The sequence below is a fragment of the Psychroserpens mesophilus genome (assembly GCF_050617655.1).
GTDB classification, from domain to species: Bacteria; Bacteroidota; Bacteroidia; order Flavobacteriales; family Flavobacteriaceae; genus Psychroserpens; species Psychroserpens mesophilus_A.
The window spans coordinates 92,106-116,279 of sequence record NZ_JBODQC010000008.1 but is presented as its reverse complement, the minus strand read 5'-3'; the positions used below and the strand labels follow the sequence as shown (position 1 = coordinate 116,279).

Annotated in this window: 22 protein-coding genes; 6 read left to right on the top strand and 16 right to left on the bottom strand. The window is 32.3% G+C overall.

Features of this window, described 5'->3' with window-relative positions; all coding sequences use genetic code 11:
* Nucleotides 1-20 precede the first annotated feature (20 nt).
* Nucleotides 21-1,094: a 1,2-phenylacetyl-CoA epoxidase subunit PaaE gene (gene paaE, locus ACRHNM_RS13460; protein WP_431137166.1), complete on the bottom strand. Its 1,074-nt coding sequence runs from the start codon at nt 1,092-1,094 to the stop codon at nt 21-23.
* A 68-nt stretch (nt 1,095-1,162) separates the two neighbouring features.
* Nucleotides 1,163-1,732 (bottom strand): TetR/AcrR family transcriptional regulator, encoded by a 570-nt coding sequence (locus ACRHNM_RS13455; RefSeq protein ID WP_431137164.1) that lies wholly within the window; start codon nt 1,730-1,732, stop codon nt 1,163-1,165.
* Between the two features lie 90 nt (nt 1,733-1,822).
* On the opposite strand from ACRHNM_RS13455, the gene ACRHNM_RS13450 reads away from it, so the two are divergent.
* On the top strand, nt 1,823-2,128 hold the full coding sequence (locus tag ACRHNM_RS13450; protein WP_431137163.1) for a rhodanese-like domain-containing protein: 306 nt from the start codon (nt 1,823-1,825) through the stop codon (nt 2,126-2,128).
* Here ACRHNM_RS13450 and ACRHNM_RS13445 read toward each other — a convergent pair.
* From ACRHNM_RS13445 to gldB, 3 genes are all read right to left on the bottom strand, one after another.
* Nucleotides 2,123-2,737, bottom strand: a complete 615-nt coding sequence (locus tag ACRHNM_RS13445; RefSeq protein ID WP_431137162.1) for a DUF4230 domain-containing protein — start codon at nt 2,735-2,737, stop codon at nt 2,123-2,125. The genes ACRHNM_RS13450 and ACRHNM_RS13445 overlap by 6 nt on opposite strands.
* 144 nt (nt 2,738-2,881) lie before the next feature.
* Nucleotides 2,882-3,220 (bottom strand): gliding motility protein GldC, encoded by a 339-nt coding sequence (gene gldC, locus ACRHNM_RS13440; RefSeq protein ID WP_431137161.1) that lies wholly within the window; start codon nt 3,218-3,220, stop codon nt 2,882-2,884.
* Nucleotides 3,220-4,179: a gliding motility lipoprotein GldB gene (gene gldB / locus ACRHNM_RS13435; protein WP_431137160.1), complete on the bottom strand. Its 960-nt coding sequence runs from the start codon at nt 4,177-4,179 to the stop codon at nt 3,220-3,222. Before gldB ends, gldC begins: the two co-directional genes overlap by 1 nt.
* A 117-nt stretch (nt 4,180-4,296) precedes the next feature.
* Here gldB and nadE point away from each other — a divergent pair, with 117 nt between their 5' ends.
* Both nadE and ACRHNM_RS13425 read left to right on the top strand, forming a co-directional pair.
* Nucleotides 4,297-5,085, top strand: coding sequence for an NAD(+) synthase (nadE, locus tag ACRHNM_RS13430; protein WP_431137159.1), 789 nt, complete (start codon nt 4,297-4,299; stop codon nt 5,083-5,085).
* A 129-nt stretch (nt 5,086-5,214) separates the two neighbouring features.
* Entirely contained in the window at nt 5,215-5,844 is a 630-nt protein-coding gene (locus ACRHNM_RS13425; protein WP_431137158.1) for a response regulator, read from the top strand.
* On the opposite strand, the gene dnaG is transcribed toward ACRHNM_RS13425, so the two are convergent.
* Nucleotides 5,841-7,808: a DNA primase gene (gene dnaG, locus ACRHNM_RS13420; RefSeq protein WP_431137157.1), complete on the bottom strand. Its 1,968-nt coding sequence runs from the start codon at nt 7,806-7,808 to the stop codon at nt 5,841-5,843. The genes ACRHNM_RS13425 and dnaG overlap by 4 nt on opposite strands.
* 259 nt (nt 7,809-8,067) lie before the next feature.
* On the opposite strand from dnaG, the gene ACRHNM_RS13415 reads away from it, so the two are divergent.
* Nucleotides 8,068-9,354, top strand: a complete 1,287-nt coding sequence (locus tag ACRHNM_RS13415) for an aryl-sulfate sulfotransferase (protein ID WP_431137156.1) — start codon at nt 8,068-8,070, stop codon at nt 9,352-9,354.
* A 226-nt stretch (nt 9,355-9,580) separates the two neighbouring features.
* Nucleotides 9,581-10,867, top strand: coding sequence for an aryl-sulfate sulfotransferase (locus tag ACRHNM_RS13410; protein ID WP_431137155.1), 1,287 nt, complete (start codon nt 9,581-9,583; stop codon nt 10,865-10,867).
* Nucleotides 10,868-10,931: 64 nt separating this feature from the next.
* Here the strand turns inward: ACRHNM_RS13410 and ACRHNM_RS13405 are convergent, their stop codons facing one another.
* The 4 genes from ACRHNM_RS13405 to ACRHNM_RS13390 all read right to left on the bottom strand — a co-directional run bounded on the left by ACRHNM_RS13405 (nt 10,932) and on the right by ACRHNM_RS13390 (nt 14,575).
* Nucleotides 10,932-12,029, bottom strand: a complete 1,098-nt coding sequence (locus ACRHNM_RS13405) for a hypothetical protein (protein ID WP_431137154.1) — start codon at nt 12,027-12,029, stop codon at nt 10,932-10,934.
* A 58-nt stretch (nt 12,030-12,087) separates the two neighbouring features.
* Nucleotides 12,088-12,861: a hypothetical protein gene (locus tag ACRHNM_RS13400; RefSeq protein ID WP_431137153.1), complete on the bottom strand. Its 774-nt coding sequence runs from the start codon at nt 12,859-12,861 to the stop codon at nt 12,088-12,090.
* Nucleotides 12,848-13,411, bottom strand: coding sequence for an RNA polymerase sigma factor (locus ACRHNM_RS13395; protein ID WP_431137152.1), 564 nt, complete (start codon nt 13,409-13,411; stop codon nt 12,848-12,850). Before ACRHNM_RS13395 ends, ACRHNM_RS13400 begins: the two co-directional genes overlap by 14 nt.
* Nucleotides 13,412-13,597: 186 nt before the next feature.
* Nucleotides 13,598-14,575 (bottom strand): polyprenyl synthetase family protein, encoded by a 978-nt coding sequence (locus ACRHNM_RS13390; protein WP_431137151.1) that lies wholly within the window; start codon nt 14,573-14,575, stop codon nt 13,598-13,600.
* 143 nt (nt 14,576-14,718) lie between these two features.
* Here ACRHNM_RS13390 and ACRHNM_RS13385 point away from each other — a divergent pair, with 143 nt between their 5' ends.
* Nucleotides 14,719-15,966, top strand: coding sequence for a T9SS type A sorting domain-containing protein (locus ACRHNM_RS13385; RefSeq protein WP_431137150.1), 1,248 nt, complete (start codon nt 14,719-14,721; stop codon nt 15,964-15,966).
* A gap of 44 nt (nt 15,967-16,010) precedes the next feature.
* Here the strand turns inward: ACRHNM_RS13385 and rlmN are convergent, their stop codons facing one another.
* From rlmN to ACRHNM_RS13355, 6 genes are all read right to left on the bottom strand, one after another.
* Nucleotides 16,011-17,051, bottom strand: coding sequence for a 23S rRNA (adenine(2503)-C(2))-methyltransferase RlmN (gene rlmN / locus ACRHNM_RS13380; RefSeq protein WP_431137149.1), 1,041 nt, complete (start codon nt 17,049-17,051; stop codon nt 16,011-16,013).
* A 121-nt stretch (nt 17,052-17,172) separates the two neighbouring features.
* Complete coding sequence (gene queA / locus ACRHNM_RS13375; protein ID WP_431137148.1) at nt 17,173-18,222, bottom strand: tRNA preQ1(34) S-adenosylmethionine ribosyltransferase-isomerase QueA; 1,050 nt, start codon at nt 18,220-18,222, stop codon at nt 17,173-17,175.
* Between the two features lie 74 nt (nt 18,223-18,296).
* The gene (locus tag ACRHNM_RS13370; RefSeq protein ID WP_431137147.1) at nt 18,297-19,520 is read right to left on the bottom strand and encodes a 3-phosphoshikimate 1-carboxyvinyltransferase; all 1,224 of its coding nucleotides are present in this window, start codon (nt 19,518-19,520) and stop codon (nt 18,297-18,299) included.
* Nucleotides 19,521-19,522: 2 nt separating this feature from the next.
* Nucleotides 19,523-19,849: a nucleotide pyrophosphohydrolase gene (locus ACRHNM_RS13365; protein ID WP_431137146.1), complete on the bottom strand. Its 327-nt coding sequence runs from the start codon at nt 19,847-19,849 to the stop codon at nt 19,523-19,525.
* Between the two features lie 2 nt (nt 19,850-19,851).
* Nucleotides 19,852-21,873 carry a transglutaminase domain-containing protein gene (locus ACRHNM_RS13360; protein ID WP_431137145.1) on the bottom strand — a complete coding sequence of 674 codons (2,022 nt, stop codon included), beginning with the start codon at nt 21,871-21,873 and terminating at the stop codon, nt 19,852-19,854.
* Between the two features lie 35 nt (nt 21,874-21,908).
* Nucleotides 21,909-23,807, bottom strand: a complete 1,899-nt coding sequence (locus ACRHNM_RS13355; protein WP_431137144.1) for a DUF3857 domain-containing protein — start codon at nt 23,805-23,807, stop codon at nt 21,909-21,911.
* Nucleotides 23,808-24,174: the final 367 nt, after the last annotated feature.

Here is a 24,174-nt window from a genome sequence, read left to right as displayed (position 1 = left end):
TTTAGGTAACGCCATAATTATTACACATCGAAATCGACAACCACCTTATCTGAAGTGGGAACTGCCTGACAGCTCAACACTAAATTTTGCGACACTTCTTTATCGTCTAAAGCATAATTTATTTTCATCTCTACTGCACCTTCTTTTACTTCACATTTACAAGTACTACAGACACCTCCTTTACATGCAAAAGGCAAATCGGCTCCTGCACCCAATGCAGCATCTAAGATATTATCGAATTCTTTAGTCATGGTAAATGTGAATTCTTTTCCACCATCGACGATAGTAACTTCAATACCTTCTACATCTTGCTGTGCCAGACGTTCTGCTCGTTTAATATCTTCATCTGAAAGCCCTGTGACAAACAACTCAAAATGCACTAAATGTTTGGGCAACCCTTTATTGACTAGATACTCACTCACATAATTGACCATTTTTTCTGGTCCGCAAAGAAACACTTCACTTGTATCTGGAATATCAATAAATGTTTTGGTAAGGATTTGCATTTTATCATCATCAAAACGACCATTAAACAATTCGATATCACGACGTTCTTTGGTTAAGAAATAGTAGATTTCCAGTCTTCCGAAATAGGCATTCCTCAATTGTTCTAATTCTTCTTTAAAGATAATAGATTTTGCTGTTTTATTGACATAAAACAATTTACAGGTGGAGTTAGGTTCGGCTTTGAGGTGGGTTTTAATCATTGACAGGATAGGTGTAATTCCACTTCCAGCTGCAAAAAACAGATAGTTTTTAGGTTTATCTGCATTCACCTCAACACCAAATGTCCCACTTGGAGTCATGACTTCAAGTTGATCTCCTTTTTTTAATGTTTCATTTATATAGGTTGAAAATTTTCCACCAGGAATTAGCTTTACAGCAACTTTCCACTGGTTATCAGAAGGACTAGAGCATAAAGAATATGAACGACGCACATCTTCACCATTGATATCTGCTTTGAGCGTTAAATGTTGTCCTTGTCTAAATTTAAATACCTCTTGTAATTCAGATGGAAGTTCAAAAGTTACCACTGAAGTATCTTCTGTTTCCTTGTAAACATCTGCAACTTTTAAATTATGAAATTCTGCCATATATAAACCTTAAACACCAAACTAACACTTGTTAGTTTGATTTACAAAATTACAAAATATTTTGCTAACTATTTGTTAATTCCTTCGATGAGAACTTCGCTTAAATTTTGAGCTAATTCATTTGCGTTGAGATCTTCTTTTTTGGGAATCCACAAATACAATGAACGCAGTGTCGTTAGCATAGAAAACATGATGATTTCTGGATTACTATTTTTAATTTCTGAAGAGGAAACACCTTCTCTTATGATGTTAAGAAAATTAGCTTCATAATCATTACGAAGCTGAAGGTAATAGCTTAATTGATCTTCAAGGTGCATCCAATCGTTGTTTAAAGAAGCCATGCCATTGGTGTTATTTGAAGTGATATTCACATGCAGATTAACAACACTTTTTAATTTTGAAATGCTCGATGTTTCAGAATTAATAATGCTTTGCATTCCTATTGTAAACTCTTCAGCAATAGAAATAATGATAGTTTTAAGAATGTCTTGTTTAGAATTGATATGGTTATATAAACTAGCCGCTTTAAATCCCATCGCAGTTGCTAAATCTCTCATGGTGACTGCGCTGTAGCCTTTTTCTTTGAAAAGCTTAGCTGCTGTAACTATGATTTCATCCTTACGTGTTTCTTGTTTCATTTCTAACGCTAACCCCTTTATAAAATAGAGAATTTATTTTGTGCTTATTAAAATCGAGTAATAATTTGTAAATTTAAACAAAAAGAAACTATGGGATTTTTAAGTTTTATTTTTGGTGCAAAAAAGCGTCAAGTTGAAGAATTTTTAGAAAACGGAGCCGTAATTTTAGATGTGAGAACCAAGCGCGAATGGGACAAGGGTCATATTGAAAACTCGATACACATTCCGTTGAATGAATTAAACAATCGGGTTGAGGAAATACGAAACCTCCAGAAACCTATTATTGTTTGTTGTGAAAGTGGTGTTCGTTCTGCTAAAGCTGCAAAGTTTTTAAATCTGCAAAATATTGAAGCGACCAATGGTGGTGGCTGGGTAGCTGTTAAAAATAAGCTATAGTTTTAGCCCTTGTAATTCTTCATAAGATGCAATAGTACTTTGGTTGTACTCTAAACTCCAACCTAAAGAACTAGTAAGAATGTAAAATTTAGCCAATTCACTAATAAGTCGGTTTTGTGCATTTGATTTCAAATCTGAAGCTTCGATTTTTTTCATCAACGAAGCATTAACTGTTTTTTTTATGGCATTATAATCTTTCGCTTCAAATTGGTTTAGAAAATCAGCTTGAATATCGTAGTATTCAAAATCTGGAGAGATTTTTATCTCTTCTTTAGGAATGCTTAAAATCTGAAGTGTTTTGGTCGTTTCATCTATATTATAAGTGATTTTACTTAAATCATATCCTATTGTGACATCTGCATTGACAACTACCAATGCTTTTTTTTCTGCTTCAATTAAGTCTCCAAGAATGGCTTTTGAATTTTTGTAACTAAAGACTTCGCTAAAATGACCTTCGGTGACAATTAGTTTTCCAACATTTTTAATTTGCTTTTGAAGCAATGCAGAATTCTCCTGAAGTGTAATTTCATCTTCATTTTTAGCTTCACAATATTTAAATGTAAATAGAATTATTAATGTAATAACGACTCCAAACAGTATTTTTCGCATGTATCAAATTTACATAAAAAAACATTAGTTGTCTTCGACAGTTAAAGCCTAACTAATGTATTTTGTTTTGAATTGACAGCAAGACAAAAATAATAGATTTTGTTTTCTGCTATATCATCAAAGGTTTAAGCTATCCTTAAAAAATTATTTTTTTTTGAGTTCTAATTTTTCAGCAAAGTAATCGCAAAAATCCATCATGGTGGCAGACATTTTTTCATCTTGGGTTGCTCTGTGAAAGGTTTTGCTCATTTCAACTAATGTTTGATGAAAAAACAATTTCATTTCATCAACAGGCATATCTTTGGTCCAAAGATCAATCCTGAGTGTTTCCTGAGCTTTGCTATCCCAAACAGCAAGCATCATTGCTTTAGCTTCGGCATTGGTAATACCTCCATCTTCGGCAGACCAATACAGTTGTTCGGGCACTCTATTTTCGTCTAGTTCTACGCTGAGTTCTATTTTAGACGTATGTTTTTTTGCCATTATTTTGGTGGTTTATAATTTGATTTATTAAAAATTTCAACGGCATCTTTTTTCATCATATCTAACAAAGACACATCGTTATTATTCATGTACGCTTTTACAATTTGCCAACCCATATATTGACCAAGTCGTCCAGGTGACTCTCGATCTAATTGCAAGTAAAATTTTGAGAAAGGTGCATCAATTATAAAGCGACCAGGCAAACTGCTATCTGTACTGAACAAATATTCGTTTTCAATAAAGTTAGTCCAAATCTGACCTTCATTATTTTCTGCAAACTCTAATTGTTGTTCCGTATAGCCTATTTTTTCTTCATCTGTTTTAAATGGAATCATTTTATCTTTGAAGTATAATTGCTTACCAAAATAGATCATATCGTTGAGCAATGTTTTTGTTTGAGACTGAGATATATAACGTTTGGCATAATCTGATGCGAGATTTGAAACAATCTGAGAAGGTTTCATATTTTGAGTTATATATTTTGGAATACTAGCATAATATTTATGATCACTTCCTAAATAATTATCAAGCGGAATGAGCACAATAGTATCTGTAACTATAGCTTTATCTCTGTATTTCACTCCATTTGTAAGAGTAATTACACGAGGTTCAGAAAATGTTACATCATAATATTTCAAGTGTTGAAAAAGTCTGGTAATTTCATCTTCAATCTCTAAAAAATTATCGAATTTTTTATTGACTTCTTCTAATAATTCAATCTGTAATGAGTCTGTCATTCGCGCTTTAACAATTGAGTCTGGAACATATTTAGAAAACAAAAAAGGAAATGTTGTTTTAAGCTGTCCCAGATTTTCTGGTCTCGTTTCTGAAAAAGCACGATCAAACCGTTCTACAACGAAGTCAACATCAATTTTAGAAATCTCTTTTTCGAGTTGATCTTCTTTTTTGCAAGAATAGGCAACCAATAACAAAAAGAGAATACAGCAGATTTTTTTCATAATTATTTTCAATAAAGGCTTAAATAGTATTAATTTTTATAACTAACGTTATTTCTGAACTAAACTTGTATTTTTGTTTTGCAAAGGTACTATTCTTTCACTTAAATACTATAAAAAATGCAAACAGAAAAAGTTATAGATCATATCGTAAATTGGCTTAAAGACTATGCTACTAATGCTAGAGTTAATGGATTTGTGATTGGGATTTCTGGCGGAATTGATTCTGCTGTAACTTCTACGCTCTGTGCCAAAACAGGATTGGACGTTTTGTGTATTGAAATGCCTATTCATCAAGCTGAAAGTCATGTTAGCAGAGCTCAAGAACACATCGCTCAATTAAAACAACGATTTCCTAATGTAAGCGATATCAAAACTGATTTAACTCCTGTTTTTGAAGAATTTAAAACTGAAGTTTCTCTTAAGGGTAATCAAAGTACAGTTGATATGGCTTTGGCAAATACAAGAGCGAGGTTACGTATGACTACCTTATATTATCATGCTGGTCTTTTGGGATTATTAGTAGCTGGAACTGGAAATAAAGTTGAAGATTTTGGGATAGGCTTTTATACAAAATATGGTGATGGAGGCGTAGATTTAAGTCCGATTGCAGACCTACTAAAATCGGAAGTATATGCAATAGGTAAATTATTAAAAGTCCCTGAATCGATAATGAAAGCAGCACCAAGCGACGGACTATTTGGTGATGCCAGAAGTGATGAAGATCAAATAGGTGCATCCTACCCAGAACTAGAATGGGCAATGCAACAAAAAGCAGACGGCAAAACAGCTCATGATTTTAATGGAAGACAACGAGAAATTTTTGAGATATTTATCAGATATAACAGTAATAATCAACATAAAATGATTCCGATACCAATTTGCGAAATTCCCAAAGATTTAAAATAATCAATGAATTAATCGTTATAAAAAGTCATAGTTATTGATTTTTTTTCTATTTTTACAATTGAAATCTCCACTTTCTAGAACCTATAAAAATAGGTTATGGATACTTAGTAACCAACTAAATTAAATATCATGATCAAGGTATTAGTAGTAGATAGCCATCCTATTATAAGGACTGGTTTAGAACTGTTATTCAAAGAACATAACGAGATAAAAGTCATTGGGACAGTTGGAAGTGGAGTTGAAATATTTGAGTTTGTAAGACGTCATCAAGTTGATGTTATTATCTCAGAAATTGATCTTCCTGAACTTAATGGTATTACCGCATTAAGAGCCATTAGGAAAGAACATAGTAAAATAAACATCATTATGTTTAGTTACCATCCAGAAGAAATATATGCCATTAGCACTATAAAGGCAGGGGCTTCGGGCTATGTTTCAAAAACGGAATCTACTGATGTGATTGAAAAAGCTATTTTACTTGCACACAAAGGCGATTTATATTTGAGTGAAAAAATGTCTAAACATCTTAAATATGATGATACTAAAAAATCTAAAAGCAGAATTTACAAACGATTATCTACTCGTGAGGTAGAGGTTTTAAAATTGCTGTCTTCTGGTAAAAAGAACAAAGAAATAGCTTTAGAACTCGACATAAATGAAAAGACAGTAAGCACTTACAAAGCCAGATTATTCAAAAAGCTTAATGTCACCAATTTAATTGATCTTGTCAATCAAGGGAAACATATGGAAATCACTTAAACCTTTCCTCCAATCACTTTTCCCAATTTCCGAGAGAGTAGCATTTTGAGTCCTAAGTAGTCTTTGACATCTTCTAAAATACTTCTTGAATTTGAATCTTCTTTTAATGTTTCGTTTTGATATTCAGCAACTTTCTTATCTATTAAGTAACATCTTAATGTTAAAATGGTTTGATTAACCAGTTGTGAAATACTGTGATTTTTCTCTTTTGGAATGATATGATTTCGCTCCCAATCGTGCAGACTATAACGTTCATCATTCATTAAAATAGTAGTGACTTCAGCAGCTAAATCTTGATCTAATTTATTTACAAAATTACGTGTAGAAAATTCAGGTTCTTGATGTAATGTATCAATTATTGCATAATATAATGTTTTGAAAATTGCATTTGAAAATTGCATTTCATCTTCTTGTAAATCCAGATATACTTTTTCAAAAACCCGAGCATTATGAACTACAGGTTCCAACTGTAATTCGCCATCATCACCTTCCTTTAAAACCAAATCTTCAAAATCCTCAGTTTTTGTTCCGTAGAGCAACAATATTTCAATGATTTTTCGCTCTAATTCATATTGCAAATCAACCTTTGGCGCTTTAACTTCTGGTCTTACTACATCAAACGCTTTTTGTTGCGTTTTATAGGCTTTATTGGCTTCCTGATTACCTTTCTTATTAATCTGAGCTAAGGTGCTAAAAAGTACATCCTCACTAATATCCATTATTCGAGAACACTCCTGAATATAGATTTCCTTTTTTATCTGATCTGGAATTTTAGAGATGCTATTAACAATTTCCCTGATTGTTTCTGCCTTTTTTATTGGATCATTTTTAGCGTCTTTTATTAATAAAGATGCTTTAAACTGGATAAAATCTTTGGCGTTAGAATCAAGATAACCAGACAATTCCTCTAAAGTATTTTGCTTAGCAAAGCTATCTGGATCTTCTCCTTCTGGAAACGTACATACTTTAACATTCATACCTTGTTCTAGTATGAGATCAATACCTCTAATAGACGCTCTTATTCCAGCAGCATCACCATCAAAAAGAACGGTTATATTTTTGGTGAGCCTGTTAATTAATCTAATTTGTTCAGGTGTTAAAGCAGTCCCAGAAGATGCAACCACATTTTTTATTCCTGTTTGATAAAATTGAATAACATCTGTATAACCTTCTACTAAGTAACAGTTATCTTCTTTAGCGATGCTTTGTTTCGCATGAAATAAACCATAAAGAATTTTGCTTTTATGATACACTTCACTCTCAGGTGAATTGAGATATTTTGCAGCTTTTTTATCCGTTTTTAAAATTCGTCCTCCAAATCCTAAAATACGACCACTCATACTATGAATAGGAAACATGACACGACCTTTAAATCGATCAAATTTTTTATCTCCTTTAACAATGGTAAGTCCGGTTTTATCTAAAAACTCTAATTGATATCCTTTTTTTAAAGCTTCGTCTGTAAAGGCTTGCCACTCGTCAAGCGAATAGCCCAAATTAAAGGTTTTAATCGTTTCATTGGTAAAACCACGTTCTTTAAAATAGCTGAGCCCAATAGATTGACCTTGATCGGTTTTAAACATGACCTTTTGAAAATAGTCATTCGCAAATTCATTTACTAAATACAAACTCTCACGCTCATTGGCTTCCTGCTTTTGTTCGTTGGTTTGTTCGGTTTCCTCTATTTCAATATTGTATTTTTTTGCTAAATACTTAATCGCTTCAGGATAGGTAAAGTGCTCATGTTCCATTAAAAAGGTAACTGCATTGCCTCCTTTTCCGCTGGAAAAATCTTTCCAGATTTGTTTTACAGGTGATACCATAAAGCTTGGAGAGCGCTCATCACTAAACGGACTTAAACCCTTGAAGTTACTTCCTGACTTTTTTAATTGCACAAAATCACCAATAACCTCCTCGACGCGAGCGGTTTCAAATACTTGTTCTATACTACTTTGTGAAATCATTTGTAAGTTTTTAGCACTAAATTTTTATCAAAAAAATAATATTTTTGTTTCAATTTAAGAAGCAAGGGTAAATTTAAGATAAAGTATTTGTTTTAAAAATTTACTGAGTAAATTAACTTTGAATTTGTGTTTGTCCTTTCAGATGCTAATGAGTATTCCATTTTAATCGAAATTAAATAATTACTTTATTACAGAAGTGTATGTAATTTTGATTTAGGTATAATTCTGAAAAAAAATTCATTACTTTAACAAAAAAATTATGAGAACTGTGAGATATTTATGTGTTATACTTTTATGTGTGTTAAGTTTTAATTGCCAAAATGACGATGATGCTAAAGACATTATTAATGACAATCCAAACCCAGTACTTACAGAAAATGTTGAAGTTTATGATGGGAATTTAATAGACAATAGTTATACTTTAGCTGTAGAAAACGGAGGAACAACATCTTACTTATTAGATAAAGCAGGTAATAAGGTTAAAGAATGGCTATTTGAAGACAACCTTGGAAATGACTTAGAACTACTACCTGAAGGAAAACTTTTAGGTATTTTCAAATCAGACAATCCTCCTTTTTCATTTGGTGGTTTTGGAGGAATAGTTAAAATTATAAATCAGGACGGCAGTATCGATTGGGAATTTGAATATACTTCAGAAAATTACATCTCACATCACGATGTTGAACTCCTACCTAATGGCAATGTGCTATTTATAGTTTGGGAAAAAATTGAAACGGCTGAAGCTCAGGCTAATGGTGTCGCTACTTCAAATCCGGTTTATCCTGAAATGCTAGTTGAAGTAAACCCATTAAACAACCAAATTGTCTGGCAATGGAGAAGTTTTGACCATATTGTACAAGATGTAGATCCAACACTTTTAAATTATGGAAGCGTTAGCGATAACCCTCAATTAATAGACATTAACTATAATGTAGTCGACAATGGTGACATCATGCATGCTAATGGAATAGATTATGACCAAGATAAGGATGTTATTTATTTGAGCGTCAATTATTACAGTGAAATCTGGGTCATTGATCATAGTACAACGACTGAACAAGCAGCCACTAACAGTGGAGGAAATTACAACAAAGGTGGTGATTTACTATATAGATTTGGGAATCCTTCTGCTTATAAAAATACCGAAGGAACCAGACTTTTTTACAATAACCATTTTCCAAATATCCTTGAAGATAATGAGCCAGGAGAAGGTAATATTTTAGTCTTTAATAATGGTACTAATAATTCGCAATCTATTGTTTACGAATTAGACATTCCTGCTAATTTTAATCTTATTCCAAATACCAATAATGAACCGAACATTGTTTGGAGTTTTACTGATCCAGAATTGTTTAATGGAAGAATATCTGGTGCTGTACGTCTCAAAAATGGAAACACTTTAATTGCAGAAGGCAGTTATGGCTTCTGGGAAGTAACTAATAATGGTAGTATTGCATGGAAATATAATGGTTTAGGTGCTAGTTTCTGGAGATGTTATGGCTATGACTTAAATGATCAAGAAATTCTGGATTTGAACCTAGAATAGTATAAATAGAAAGAGCATAAGACTCAATTAAATACTTATTGTTTTTTTTATTTTCGGCTATCTATTTAACTATAAATCACTTGTAAACTCAATAATACAAAAGCTATAGCTTAAAGGTTATATATAACTAAGAAATGGTCTTAATTAAATATGATCCAGACTCTGTTAAATATGATCCAGACTCTGTTCCAAAAAAAAAATTATTATTTTAACAAAAAAAATAAATATGAAAATTTTCAGACATACATGTGTTTTAGTCTTATGCGTAATGAGTTTTAATTGTCAAAATGACGATGATACTAAAGACATTATTAATGACAATCCAGACCCAGTACTTACAGATAATGTTGAAGTTTACAACGAAGATTTGATTGACAATGGTTTTATTCTAGCAATTGAGAATGGAGGCACTTCTTCTTATCTCTTAAACAAAAATGGAAATCGAATTAAGGAGTGGACCTTTGAGGAAAATCTAGGAAATGATTTACAATTACTTCCTTCTGGAAAATTACTAGGCTTATTTAAGACTCCAAATCCAGATGTTAATTTTGGTGGTTTCGGTGGTATAATTAAGATTATTAATGCTGAAGGTGAAGTTGAATGGGAATACCTTTACGCCAGTGGTAATTTTATTGCACACCATGATGTAGAAATGCTTCCAAATGGAAATATTTTATTTATAGCATGGGAACGGATTGGTCCTTTTGCAGCAGCGTTTGAGGGAGTTACAACTGGTGGTGATATTTTTCCAGAAAAATTGATAGAAATAAACCCTAACACTAATGAAATTGTATGGGAGTGGCGAAGTTTTGAACATATTATTCAAGACCAAATGCCAAACGCTAATAATTTTGGAGTCGTAGGTGACAACCCACAGCTCATCGATATTAACTACAATACCATAGAAAATGGAGATATCATGCATGCAAATGGTATTGATTATGACCCAGTTAATGATGTTATTTTTTTAAGTGTGAACTACTATCATGAAATATGGGTTATTGACCATAGCACCACAACAGCTGAAGCCGCAACACATAGTGGAGGAAATTACAATAAAGGTGGTGATTTACTATACAGATTTGGAAATCCAGAAGCGTATCAAAATAGTTTTGGCTCTCGATTATTTTATAATAATCACTTTCCAAATTTTTTACAGAGTGATGAGCCTGGCGCAGGAAATATGCTGGTTTACGGAAATGGAAATAACATCAACCAGTCTACAGTTTATGAGTTGGAAATGCCTCAAAACTATGAATTAATGCCAAATGCAGATAATGAGCCTAACATCGTTTGGAGTTTTACTGATCCCGACTTATTCTTCGGAAGAATATCAGGTGCTGATCGCTTAAAAAATGGAAATACTATTATTTCTGAAGGTGATTATGGTTTTTGGGAAGTTACTCCAGACGGAACAGTGGTTTGGAAATACAATGGCTTAGGACCCAATTTTTGGAGATGTTATGGTTATGACTTAGATGATCAAGAAATTCTGGACTTAAATCTTGAATAAGAATTTACTAAACAAAACCCGATTTTAACTTATTGAAATCGGGTTTTGTTTTAAGTAAATTTCTTTAATGTAAATCCACTCGTAATCCCAAGGAAATATTATGTTGATCTACCAGTTGATTTTTAAATAACGGATTTAAATCATACTTAGCATAAAGTGATAATTGTCCTACTCCAACATAAGCACTTAATCCGTAAACAAAATTAGAAGCATTGAAATTACGTCTTGTTTTGTCTTTCACGAAATCACCATCTTCTTTATAACGTAATTTTCTTTGTGTTGCTAACCTAATACCTGCATAGCCTCCTATTCCAACTTTAAACTTACTATCTGTAAAGTAGCGAATTCTATTGTTGTATTCTCTTAACTTAGAAGGACCAAATTCAAAATGGACAGGCACTACTAAGTTTGTGACTCGTATTTGAGATTTTCTTAAACTTACTGGAAATTCTTCTAATACTGTTTGATTGCCATCTTGAACAAAATACAAATCATCTTTCACATTGAGCTTATTCCATTGAAATGATAATCCGTAATTAAGTCTTGCAAAATTTGAATTTTTAGCCAAACGCGTTTCCCAAATCCATCCTAATTCGACAAATCCAGAACCACCTAACTCATATGGAGTATTGCTTAAATCCTGACCATCACCTATAGCATTATTAAATCCTATTGCAAATAATAATTTATTTGTGGTTCTAATATCGTACTTAGGAGGCTTTCTTTGTTTATTAGCTAAGTCTATTATAAAACCTTTAGAACCAATACTAACAGACATAGCGTTGTCTTCATCATTTACAATATGCTGAATATCTGGATTTCGCTTTAAAAGATTGATTTTTGCATCAATAATTGCAATACGATCTTCAATATTTGCAGCGTGTTTTAATGCAGCTTCTTTTTTGAGCTGTTCTGCTTCAGTATTTGTAATTTCACCTCTGTCCAAACGTTGATTAATCGTTTCAACTTCTTGCTTTAAAAAATCACGCTCCTCATTGGTTATCGTTTTTTTTGTTTCTTCTAATCTATCGATTTTTAAACCATTTGCATGATAAGGAATAATGGTGCCAGAGATTGAATCTTTTTGTTGTTCTTGAGCAGTAACTGTACTTACAAAAAGACATAAGATAAGCAGCACTACATGTTTTGTAATAGTGTTCATAATATTAATAATTTAATTGATGTTGGGTTAAACTGTTCGTTTTTTGTTTGAAAATGTTTTAGTTACGACGTTCGGCAACTGCAGTTTTTACCGATTTATAACTTGATTTTAAAGCTTCAAATACTTTATCTCTAAATGATTGTTCTAATTCTCCTTCAACGTCTTGAAGTAAAGCATCAGCATCAACCGTTCTTGTGGTTTCATCAAATATGCGTTGTTTTAAAATTTCTCTTTGAGCTTGTTTTAAAAGCGAATCTATTTCCTGATCGGATACTAAATTTTCATTGGCCTGAAGTTGTTTTATAACATCCACAACTTCAATGATTTTTAAGGCTTCATGAGTTAGAGTTTTAACAGGAACATTATCATCTACATCTTGTTTATTTTTATCCAAAGCAACAACAACATCATGTGGTTTTTTTAAATGATAGATGGCTTTTTGTTTTTCATCTGTTTTATCATTATAAACAGAATTAACTTCAGCTGCATTGACAGTTTCAAAATTATTTTTATTCTCATCAGAATTAACGACAATGGTTGTATTAGCAGAAGGTTTAGTAATTACATCTGGTTTTTTTAGAGGCTTAGTTTTTGTATCGACTACAACTGGAATATCTTTTACATCTTCAGTTGTGTTAAAAAACTGAGTTGTGACGAAAATTACACCTACAATACTCGCAGCAATACCAAGCCACCAAAAAATTGTGTTATTGTTCTTTCTGTCTGCTTTATCTAACCTATCAGCCAAAGTACTCCAAGCATCAGTAGATGGCTGAAGTTTTCGGTTCTCGAGCTTATCTTTTAGCTTGTCTTCAAATTTAACTGGTGCCATAACTCGTTTGATTTAGTTCTTTAATTTTTTTCTGAAGCATTTGTCGTGCTTTGAATAATTGCGATTTAGAAGTGCCTTCTGAAATGTGAAGCAGGTCTGCAATTTCGAAATGTTTATAACCTTCGATGGCATACATCACAAATATCATTTTATAACCTTCTGGAAGCTCATCAATTAACTGTTGAATTTGAGCTACCTCAATTTCAGTATGTATGTTATTAGAATAGTCTTGAGGAATTGACACCTCTTCAATTGAAAATTCTAGGTGCTTCTGTTGTCTTATAAATGAAATCGATTCTCTTACCATTATTTTTCGTAACCAGCCTTCAAAGCTTCCTTGATGTTTAAAAGTGTTCAAATTGGTAAACGCTTTAAAAAAACCGCTGAGCATAACAGACTCTGCATTTTGAATATCCTTTATATAATATCTGCAAACGCTTAGCATTTTTGGTGCATGTACCTTAAACAATTCGTGTTGTGCTTCACGACTGTTTTTGGCTGCTTTTTTTAAAAGTGCAGTGTTATTATTATGTAATTGAATAACTTTCAAACGTACTTATTTAAGTCTTCTATTAATATAGACGCAAGTATTATGCAAATGGTTGCCTGATGTTTAAAAAAAAGTTTAGTTGTTGATTTGTTTGTTGCAAAGAAGTTTTTTTTATTGAGTTAATCTTGTTTTCTTTTAACATTTAGAAATCGATTTCACAACAACATAACTTACAACTAAATTATCTTATTTTTTTCTATCAATCACGTAATTGACCATGAGTTGCAGAGCAGATTTGTATTCAGATTCAGGATATGTACTAAGTAGCTGTAATGCTTCGTTTTGAAAAGATTTCATTTTAGAAATGGCATATTCCAGTCCGTTGTTTTGTTTGACAAATGCAATCACCTCTTTAACTCTCTTTTTATCTTTATTATGATTTTTTATAGAGTTAATCAACCAGGACTTTTCTTTTTTAGAGCAATTATTCAAAACATGAATTAAAGGTAAGGTCATTTTTTGCTCTTTGATATCAATTCCAGTTGGTTTACCTATAGCGTCTTCGCCGTAATCGAATAAATCATCTTTTATCTGAAAAGCCATTCCAATGAGTTCTCCAAACTTTCTCATGGTATCAACATCTTGAGAATTTGGTTTTACTGAAGCTGCTCCAAGACTACAACAAGCTGCAATTAAAGTAGCTGTTTTTTGTCGGATAATATCGTAATAAACAGCTTCTGTAATGTCCAGCTGTCTTGCTTTTTCAATTTGAAGTAATTCGCCTTCACTCATTTCTCTGACAGCAACCGAAATAATTTTCAGTAAATCAAAATCATTATTATCAATTGATAATAATAAGCCTTTGGATAACAAATAATCACCTATAAGGACGGCAATTTTATTTTTCCATAACGCATTTATTGAGAAAAAGCCACGTCTTCTATTGCTATCATCAACAACATCATCATGTACCAAAGTTGCGGTATGAATTAATTCAATGACAGAGGCTCCTCTGTATGTTCGTTCACTTATCTGACCGTTATCGACCATTTTTGCAACCAGAAACACAAACATCGGACGCATTTGTTTTCCTTTTCGGTTTACGATATAGTGCGTGATTCGGTTTAACAACGCAACCTTACTAGACATAGACAATAGGAACTTTTGTTCAAAAAGTTCCATTTCATAGGCAATAGGTTGTTTTATTTGTTCCGTTATTTTCAATATAAAGGTATATAATTGCTAAATTACTAATTAAGTTAGACTTGTTTTACTAGGTATGTAATTATTCGTTAAATTATTATTATTTTATAAAATCACTTCATTTTTTTGTATATTGAACCTTAATTAATCAAAATTTATATCTTATGAAAAAAATTACTTTATTATTTTTTACTTTATTAGCAGTTACTTTTGGTAATGCCCAAGACGCAAACACTTGTGCTACAGCGCAAGTTATCACTGCAGGCACTTATACAGTTGCGGCTGTAGATGGTACAGAAATTCCTGATCCAATTTGTGCAGCCAATGGAGCTGGTGCAACATCTGGTGAGTGGTACTCTTTTACTGCTACTGTAGATGGCTCAGCCAATGTGACTACTGATTTACTAGCTAACGTTGGAGGTGACACTAGAATTCACGTTTATACAGGAGCATGTGGCGCTCTTACATGTGTAGGTGGAAATGATGATGTTGCAACAAGTTATTTATCTGATGCATCATGGGCAGTATCTTCTGGAACTACTTATTATATCGCATTTGATGACAGATGGGATGCTGGTGGATTCGATTTTGTATTGAGTGAAGCATCTTATTCTTGTCCTACTTCTTTCCCTTATGTAGATGATTGGACCGATGAAACACGCTATCAAGTTTGTTATGATACTGAAGATGCTGATGCAAATGGTTTAAATTGGACTTACAATACAATTAATGATTTAGATGCTGATGGAACAAATGACATCATTGTAAACGTATTCCCTGCTACTGTGGGTGTTGCTAAAGATGATTGGTTATTTACTCCTGCTTTAACTGGAGTTTCAGGTGGAGATTATACAGTAACTTTAGTTTACAACAGTGTTAATGTTAATGGTACAGCAAACGAAACATTCGATATAGTAGCTTTAGATGCACCATCTTCTACTGCAACTAATCAAACTGTTATTGGGTCGTATACAGGAATTACACAAAGTGGTCTGTTTGCTGATACAACTGGTAATGATTTAATAACTCAAGCTTATACGAGTATGGCTACATATACAGCACCTGCTGATGGCGATTTTTATATAGGAATACACGCCACTACTGATGCTGCAAATAGCGATGTTTTAATGTTATTAAGTTTATCAATTGACGAAACCTTAAGCATTGATGAATTTGATGCTAATTCATTTAGTCATTTTTACAATAAAGATAATGACCAATTAACTTTAGAATCATCAAATTTAGCTTTAGAAAGTATTGAATTATACAATTTATTAGGGCAAAATGTAATCAACAAATCTTTATCTCAAAATACTGAAGTTATTGATTTAGTAAGTTTAAAAGATGGTATATATCTAGCAAAAATAAAAATTGCCGGACGCACCAAAACTATAAAGTTATTGAAACAGTAATCATTTACTATCAAAAAAACCAACGCTTAGTCGTTGGTTTTTTTTTAAGTCTTATTTGCTAACTGTCCGCAAGCGGCATCAATATCTTTACCTCTTGAACGCCGAACTGTAACCGTAATATGATTGGCCTCTAACATAGAAACGTACATCTCTAATGCTTTCGAATGAGCTTGCTGAAACTCTCCATCATCGATAGGGTTGTACTCAATAAGATTCACTTTACTTGGAGCGAACTTACAGAATTCAATTAAAGCTTCTACATCTTTTTTGGTGTCATTGATACCATCCCAAACCACATATTCGTAAGTAATTCTATTTTTTGTTTTGGCATACCAGTACTCTAACGCTTCTCTAAGATCTTTTAGAGGAAATGTAGCGTTAAATGGCATGATAGATGTACGAATATCATCAATTGCAGAATGCAGAGACACCGCCAATTTAAACTTCACCTCATCGTCTGCCATTTTTTTTATCATTTTTGGCACACCTGAAGTAGAAACGACGATTCGCTTTGGAGACATTCCTAAGCCTTCAGAAGATGTGATCTTATCAATTGCTTTTAGTACATTATTGTAATTCATAAGAGGCTCTCCCATTCCCATAAAGACAATATTGCTCAAGGGTCTGTTATGATATAATTTACTTTCTCTGTCAATAGCAACCACCTGATCATAAATTTCATCAGGATTGAGGTTTCTCATACGTTTAAGTCGTGCTGTAGCACAAAATCTACAATCTAAACTACAACCTACCTGACTTGACACACATGCTGTAGTTCTATTTTTTGCAGGAATTAAAACCGATTCTACAATCAAACCATCATGTAATCGAACCGCATTTTTTATAGTTCCATCAGAACTACGTTGCATCTGGTCTACTCTAATATGATTTATTGTGAAATTAGCTTCCAGCATTTCTCTGGTCTCCAAAGAAATATTAGTCATATCCTCAAAACTATGAGCACTTTTACTCCATAGCCATTCATAAACTTGATTTCCTCTAAACGCTTTATCACCTTGACTTACAAAAAAATCACGTAATTGGTCTTTGGTTAAGGCTCGTATGTCTTTCTTTTTTTTATCCATGTGTTTTACAAAAGTAAGCAAAGGTTTTTTGATGTGTAAGCAGATCAACTCCTTGTTAAAAAAAACAAAGCCTTATCGTTTTCAGACAAGGCTTTGATGATAATATAATTAATTTGAAAACTTATATGATTAACATCGCATCACCATATGTATAGAAACGGTATTTTTCTTTTACTGCTTCTTCATAAGCTTTCTTAATAAAATCATGTCCAGCAAAAGCAGAAACCATCATCAACAATGTAGATTTTGGTGTATGAAAGTTGGTAATCATACTATTTGCAATACTAAATTCGTAAGGAGGAAAAATAAATTTATTTGTCCAACCTGAAAATTCATTTAATGTTCCACTTGAAGATACTGAACTCTCAATGGTTCGCATTGCAGTTGTACCAACAGCACATACACGTCTTTTTTCTGCTATACCTCTATTGATAACTTCTGCTGCGTCCGCTAGAATTTCTATCTCTTCACTATCCATTTTATGCTTTGATAAATCTTCAACTTCAACAGGATTAAAAGTCCCCAAACCAACATGAAGGGTTACTTCTGGCAGATGAACACCTTTTATTTCTAAACGTTTTAGCAAATGTTTTGAAAAGTGTAATCCTGCAGTTGGAGCAGCTACAGCGCCTTCTTTTTTAGCAAAAATCGTTTGGTATCGTTCTTCATCTTCAGGCTCTACATCTCTTTTAATGTATTTAGGCAATGGTGTTTCTCCTAGTTCTGTTAGTTTTCTTCTAAACTCTCTGTAAGACCCATCGTAAAGAAAACGTAATGTTCTTCCTCTGGAAGTTGTATTGTCTATAACCTCAGCAACTAAGGTGTCGTCATCTCCAAAATATAACTTATTACCAATTCTAATCTTTCTTGCAGGATCAACTAAAACATCCCAAAGACGTTGTTCTTCATTAAGTTCTCTAAGTAAAAAAACTTCTATTCTTGCTCCTGTTTTTTCTTTATTACCATATAAACGTGCAGGAAAGACTTTTGTATTATTTAATATCATCACATCATCCTCTTCAAAATAATCAATGATATCTTTAAAAAGCTTGTGCTCAATGGTTTTCTTTTTTCTATCTAAAACCATTAACCTAGCTTCATCTCTAATGTCTGAAGGGTGTTCTGCTAATAATTCTTCTGGTAAATTAAAATTGAAGTGTGATAATTTCATATATATTGTGTTTTTTGCAAGTTGCAAATATACAATCTCAAAGTAGGCGTTGTCAAGTAAATGGACTGATTTTATTAATAAATTTTAAATCCGAGTGCTTTTAGGTCTTTCCAAAATGAAGGAAATGATTTAGAAACCACATTGGCATCATTAATTTGCAACGGAATTTTTAAAGCTAAAGGAGCAAATGCCATTGCCATTCTATGATCGTCATAGGTATCGATTGAAACATTTTTATTTAATGTTTTTTTAGGCATCAAACTAAGAGCGTCTTCAGTGATATCAATGTGTCCTCCAAGTTTCTGAATTTCAATTTTCAAAGCTTGTAAACGATCTGTTTCTTTTATTTTTAAGGTATGTAATCCTGAGAGCTGACATTCAATTCCTAATCCTAAACAAGTGACTGCTATAGTTTGGGCAATATCTGGCGCATTATTAAGATTATAGATTTTTGGATTGGTATTTTCACTTATTTTTTTTAAAATAATTGAATTGTTTTCATAATGTGTTTCTACTCCAAAATCTTTATAAATTGTACGCAATACTGAATCCCCTTGTAAACTATTCTGTTTATAAGAAGACAATGAAATTTGAGTACCAACAGGGCTTAACGCTACAATACTATAAAAATAGGATGCCGATGACCAATCAGATTCTACAACTAAAGTTTGCAAATCCTCTTTTACTGCTTTAGGATATACAGTGATACAATTATTTGAAAACTGGGTTTCAACACCTATTCGATTTAACAAATCTAAGGTCATTTTAATATAAGGAACAGAGGTTATTTTTCCTTCTAGCGTTAATTGAAGTCCGTTTTTTAATTTTGGAGCAATTAATAATAATGCCGAAATATACTGGCTACTTACATTTGCGTTGAGCACTACTTTAGAATTGACTAATGTTTGGCCTTTAATTTGTAAAGGCGGACAACCTTTGTTTTCTAAATACAATATGTCTGCTCCAAGCGTATTTAGAGCATCGACTAAAATTTTTACAGGACGTTCTTTCATACGTGAGGAACCTGTTAAAATTATGTTGCTATGTTCTTGAGTAGCAAAATAGGCCGTAAGAAATCGCATGGCAGTTCCTGCGTGGTGAATATCTATTGTAGATGCTTTGGTTTGTAAAGCATATTGCATCACTTTGGTATCATCACTATTGGAAAGGTTTTCAATCGTGATTTCTGGAAATAAAGCCTGAAGTAATAACAGTCTGTTAGATTCACTTTTAGAACCTGTAATAACAATAGACGATTTATGATTTTCAATTGACGACTGTTGAAGTATAACGTTCATCGTTACTTCAATTTTTGATTATTGTGATGTCTATCGTGATCGCGTTTTGTTTTTTTGTCCATTTTTTTATCAAAAGCATCTTGAAGATCAATACCTGTTTGATTTGCGAGACATAATACAACAAACATAACATCTGCTAATTCTTCGCCTAGATCTTTATCTTTGTCACTTTCCTTTTCGCTTTGTTCACCATATCTACGAGCAATGATTCGAGCTACTTCACCTACTTCTTCCGTAAGCTGAGCCATATTAGTAAGTTCATTGAAATAGCGAACACCATGTTCTTTAATCCAGTTATCAACGTCAAGTTGAGCGTTTTTAATGTTCATTTTCAAACTTTTTTTAGTACAATTTGTTCAGATTGTTTTTCTACTATTTTTTCGAAAAAATCTTTAAACCCTTTATAATCTACCGAATTTATAAATGAGGTATTCAAATCTAAAGATACAGCTAATTGAAGATATTTACCATTTTCTTTAATCATATAAGTAAATTTAGCATCATTATTTTTAAACTCATAAATGCCGCTTTCTGGCAACGACTCTACTTGATAACCATCAGGAATCATAATATTAATAAGGTATTTATCTTCAAAAGGAAATATAAAATCGATTGGATATTTACGTTCTTCCAGTTTAAACGGACTTTCTTTAGTTGCCATAAAAAACATAGGTGAAAAATATAAATTTCCTCCAATTTCATCAATACCATCATTTAGAATATAGTCATAAGACAATCTTATAGGTTGTGTAATATCAAAACTGTTTTTATAATCTATATTAGAAATTTCTATATCACCTTTATTTCTTTCAAGCTGTTTTATATGAGCATCCTCGCTTAAATTTGAAGTGTTCTTTCTATATACCAATGCAAGATGATCTTCAATGTTTTTTCTAACATTTCCTTCTATTGTAAAATCAGTCTTGATTTTAACATTTAAAGATGTAGATTCTGTAGCTTTACCTGATGGCGTTAAAGAAATCCAACCAGAAACTCCATCATCTTTTATAACACGACCTTGCCAGTTTAGCACGCACTGAGGCAATGTATTAGGCATGCTGTATAATTCAGTTGCATCATATAGCGCATAACTGTCTTTACTTTCTACCAAACAAATTACATAGTTAAATCCTTTTCGTGTTGGAAAAACAGGTATTCCGTTATTTCTGGTACTTACCAAAACCGGATTTGCATTGATTCCCTGAGACCTTAACATGGCGATGAGTAACAGGTTTATATCTGCAACATTACCCTCTCCTTCCTTATACGCTGATCTTGTTCCTTTTTGAGCTCTAAAGCCATTTAAACCATTCCATTTTACTTTAGATTTCACATATGACTGTAATACAAATGCCTTTTGAAAATCGTCATCCAAAGAAGCAACAAGCGGTTCTACATCATCTTTAAAAAACCCAGATCTGTTTAACTGGTTTCCAAAATCTGACTCGTCATATATAGATTTTGAAACCTTTTCCCAACTTGAAGAAAAGGATTTCTCTACACCACCATTTGCATTGAGTATTGCAGATAACTCCATACTCATTTTTGCTAAATAATTATTCATATTACCAGCAAAAGCTTCCTGTTTAAGAGCAGGAATGTCTGTTTCGTTTGCAGAAATAATGTTTTCTCTATATTCAAAACTACCTTTTGAATAATTTTTACTGCCATGACCTTCAAATTGAGTTGTGCTACTAGTTTGAACATAGCTACCCGAATTACTTCCTGTAGTTTCTATTAATTTAGGATAATAAAAAGCTTTAGGATTTACTTTTTTATTGTACACATAATACTCAGGTGTAGCAATTTTAAAATCAAACTTATCTATTGGAATTTCATATTGAAAAAACACATCATCGATAGCTAAAAATGGAGACACTATTTTATAAGTAAGCTCTATAATACAACCATCTTGAATATTAGGCATTGTTATTGTATTAATGTCCATGAAATCACTAGCTTCTTCTTCAAAAATTCCATCTTTTTTCAGTTTCTCCTTACTTAGTTTACCATTCTCAATATTAAAGGTATACCCTTTTACTGAAATAAGTTTCTCATCATTTCCACTGCCACCTTTATACAAGAAAATCTTATCTGTTGCCCAGTCGTAGCCTTCTTTATTATAAATTTTTATACGTTTATGAATCGTTCTATGCTGCATAAAACCCTGTTCGTCTGAATAATAAAAATAAATACTTTCGTTCTTATATAATATAGCAGCATTGGCAGTTGAATCTAAATGGTGTTGGTTTTGATTTAGTTCTTCTTTAGAGACCTTACCGAATTTAAAATCCTGAGCATTAAAGGATAATACAATACTCAAAAAAATAAATATTGTGAATATTTGCTTCATAATTAATTTAGTTGATTGGTTATTTAACTGGTTGATTATTTTGTTAAGACAATTTTAGTTTTGTCATGTTTTACTATGGCTGACATAAAATCACGAAAGTCTTCATATTCTTCTTTCGGATAATACCCTTTATGGAGTATATGTGTTCTTTTGTAAACAAGTTCACTATCCGAACGTTTTTCGATTGAAAATTTATAGAGACCAAATTTAGTATTGATTTCCAGTGGCTCTGGCATGGCTTCTACTTTAACCTTTGGATCTAAAGTGATTACAAATTCATCTACATCCTTATAACCTCTATCAATTTCAAAATCCAGCGTTCTGTTTTTATAGCGTGTTGGTATATGTCTAATTCTATTGAATACATTTGGTTGAAACAGAAGACGTTTACCACTTTTGGTCACAAACGTAGATGAGGCAATATTTGCTTTTTCAGTAAAAACAATCTTATCTCTGTCGTTAATAAATGCTATGTTACTAACAGAAAGGTTATTGATGTAATCCCAATTTTCTTTAAAATATAATTCTTGATCTCTCAAAGGTTTATTTTGAATGCCTTCGCGAAGGGCATATTGATACCCATGCGTTTTAATGGTAACATCTCCTGTAATTCTTCCATCAACTTCAAGATTAACTCTAGCATTCGTTAATTGAAGATTATCTTCAGTTTTATAAATCGTTGTATGGATAATCTTTCCTCCTTCTGGTGTAATTAACAAAGCATCTCGATCATCTGTCCAACTGGCAATAAAACCAAATGGATCTGTTTGACTTGTGCATTCTAACCAAATGTCTTTTTCCTCATTAGGAATACAAATCACAACATGATTCCCTTCAGTAGCTGAAAACTCTTTATCAATATTAACCAAATCTCTATCTCCATAAATTACTGCATAATGCGCTTCTACTCCTACCTCTTTTAACAACGCTTTAGTATAATTTGATAAGCCTTTACAATCTGCATAGCCTAAACGTTCTACATCTTCGGCAAGCATAGGTTTCCAGCCTCCAATACCAACCTGAACACTTATATAGCGAGTTTTACCCTGTACGTAATCATAAACAATTCTTGCTTTTTCAATATCTGATGTTGCATTTTTGGTCAGTTCTTTAATTTCGGTTTTCAAAACATCAGGCAAAATTTCAGTACCTGTTAAAAGCTTATCATACATCCATTTTCCAAAATCTTCCCAATTATTATTGATGCCTCTTACACCTTCCATTTCAAATTCGGTTAAGGCGACTTTTAAAACTGGAGCGAAAGTGTAAAACGAAGGCCTGTAGTCTTCAGGCTTTAGAGAAGTCAGATTTTTAGCTGTATAATGATAGTCGCTGTGTTTAGTTATATCATAATTTTCAAAATTAATTACTTTTGTTTTTAATGGTGTATCAGAATTATTTGTAATTATATACTCTGAATGTTGAGTACTTACATAAAATCCGTTAATTGGACTCCAGCCTGGGAAAAATGCTGTACTATGATATTCTACTTCAGCTTCGTAAACTACTGTATAGGGATAATTAATTGGTGTATAATTAAGATACTTGACTCGATTATCTGAATAAAGTGTTCCTCCACTTACAGCACTTTCGTCTTCAAAATCCTTTTCTTTAAACTTTTTGATTTCTTTTCCGCTTGGGTCGTATATTCTGGCTTCTAATGATTTTATTTTTCGGTTTTTATCATAAGACTCACCTGTGCCCTGATGATGTATTCCGCCTTCATTCAATACAGTTACTATACGTTTTCTTTTGTATATAAATTTATTATATGCCTTGACTTCAATATCTGTTTTGTCATATCTAATCACTGCATTCGATTTAGCTTTTAACTCTAATGGAATGGTTGAGGACTTAAATAAGTCCTCGTTTTGCGCTCTAGCAATCGTAGCAAGTGACAGTACAACGAACGTCACAAAAAATCTATATGGCATTAATTAAGATTTGAATTTGGTAATAATCTCAAATATAAAAAATTTTCTCAACCTTTTTTAGGTGATAAATAAATTCTATAAGTTTTTATGCTGATGAAACTTAATTTTCCTTTTGAACACATACAAGATTATTAACATTAAAAAACAAGGGATTACGATATATGTAAACCCACTCAGCCATACTGGTTTTCACATTCTAAAAAAAATAGTGCTCATTGTTAAATGGAATTAAAAATCCAACAACTTATCCTCCTAAAGTCATAGCATCTAAAATCCTGTGAAATAATACAGCTAAATACAAAACGGATTCAGTTTAGCTTTAGTGAACAAAAAGGTTAATAGTAATGACTAAAGTACTGCAAAAGCT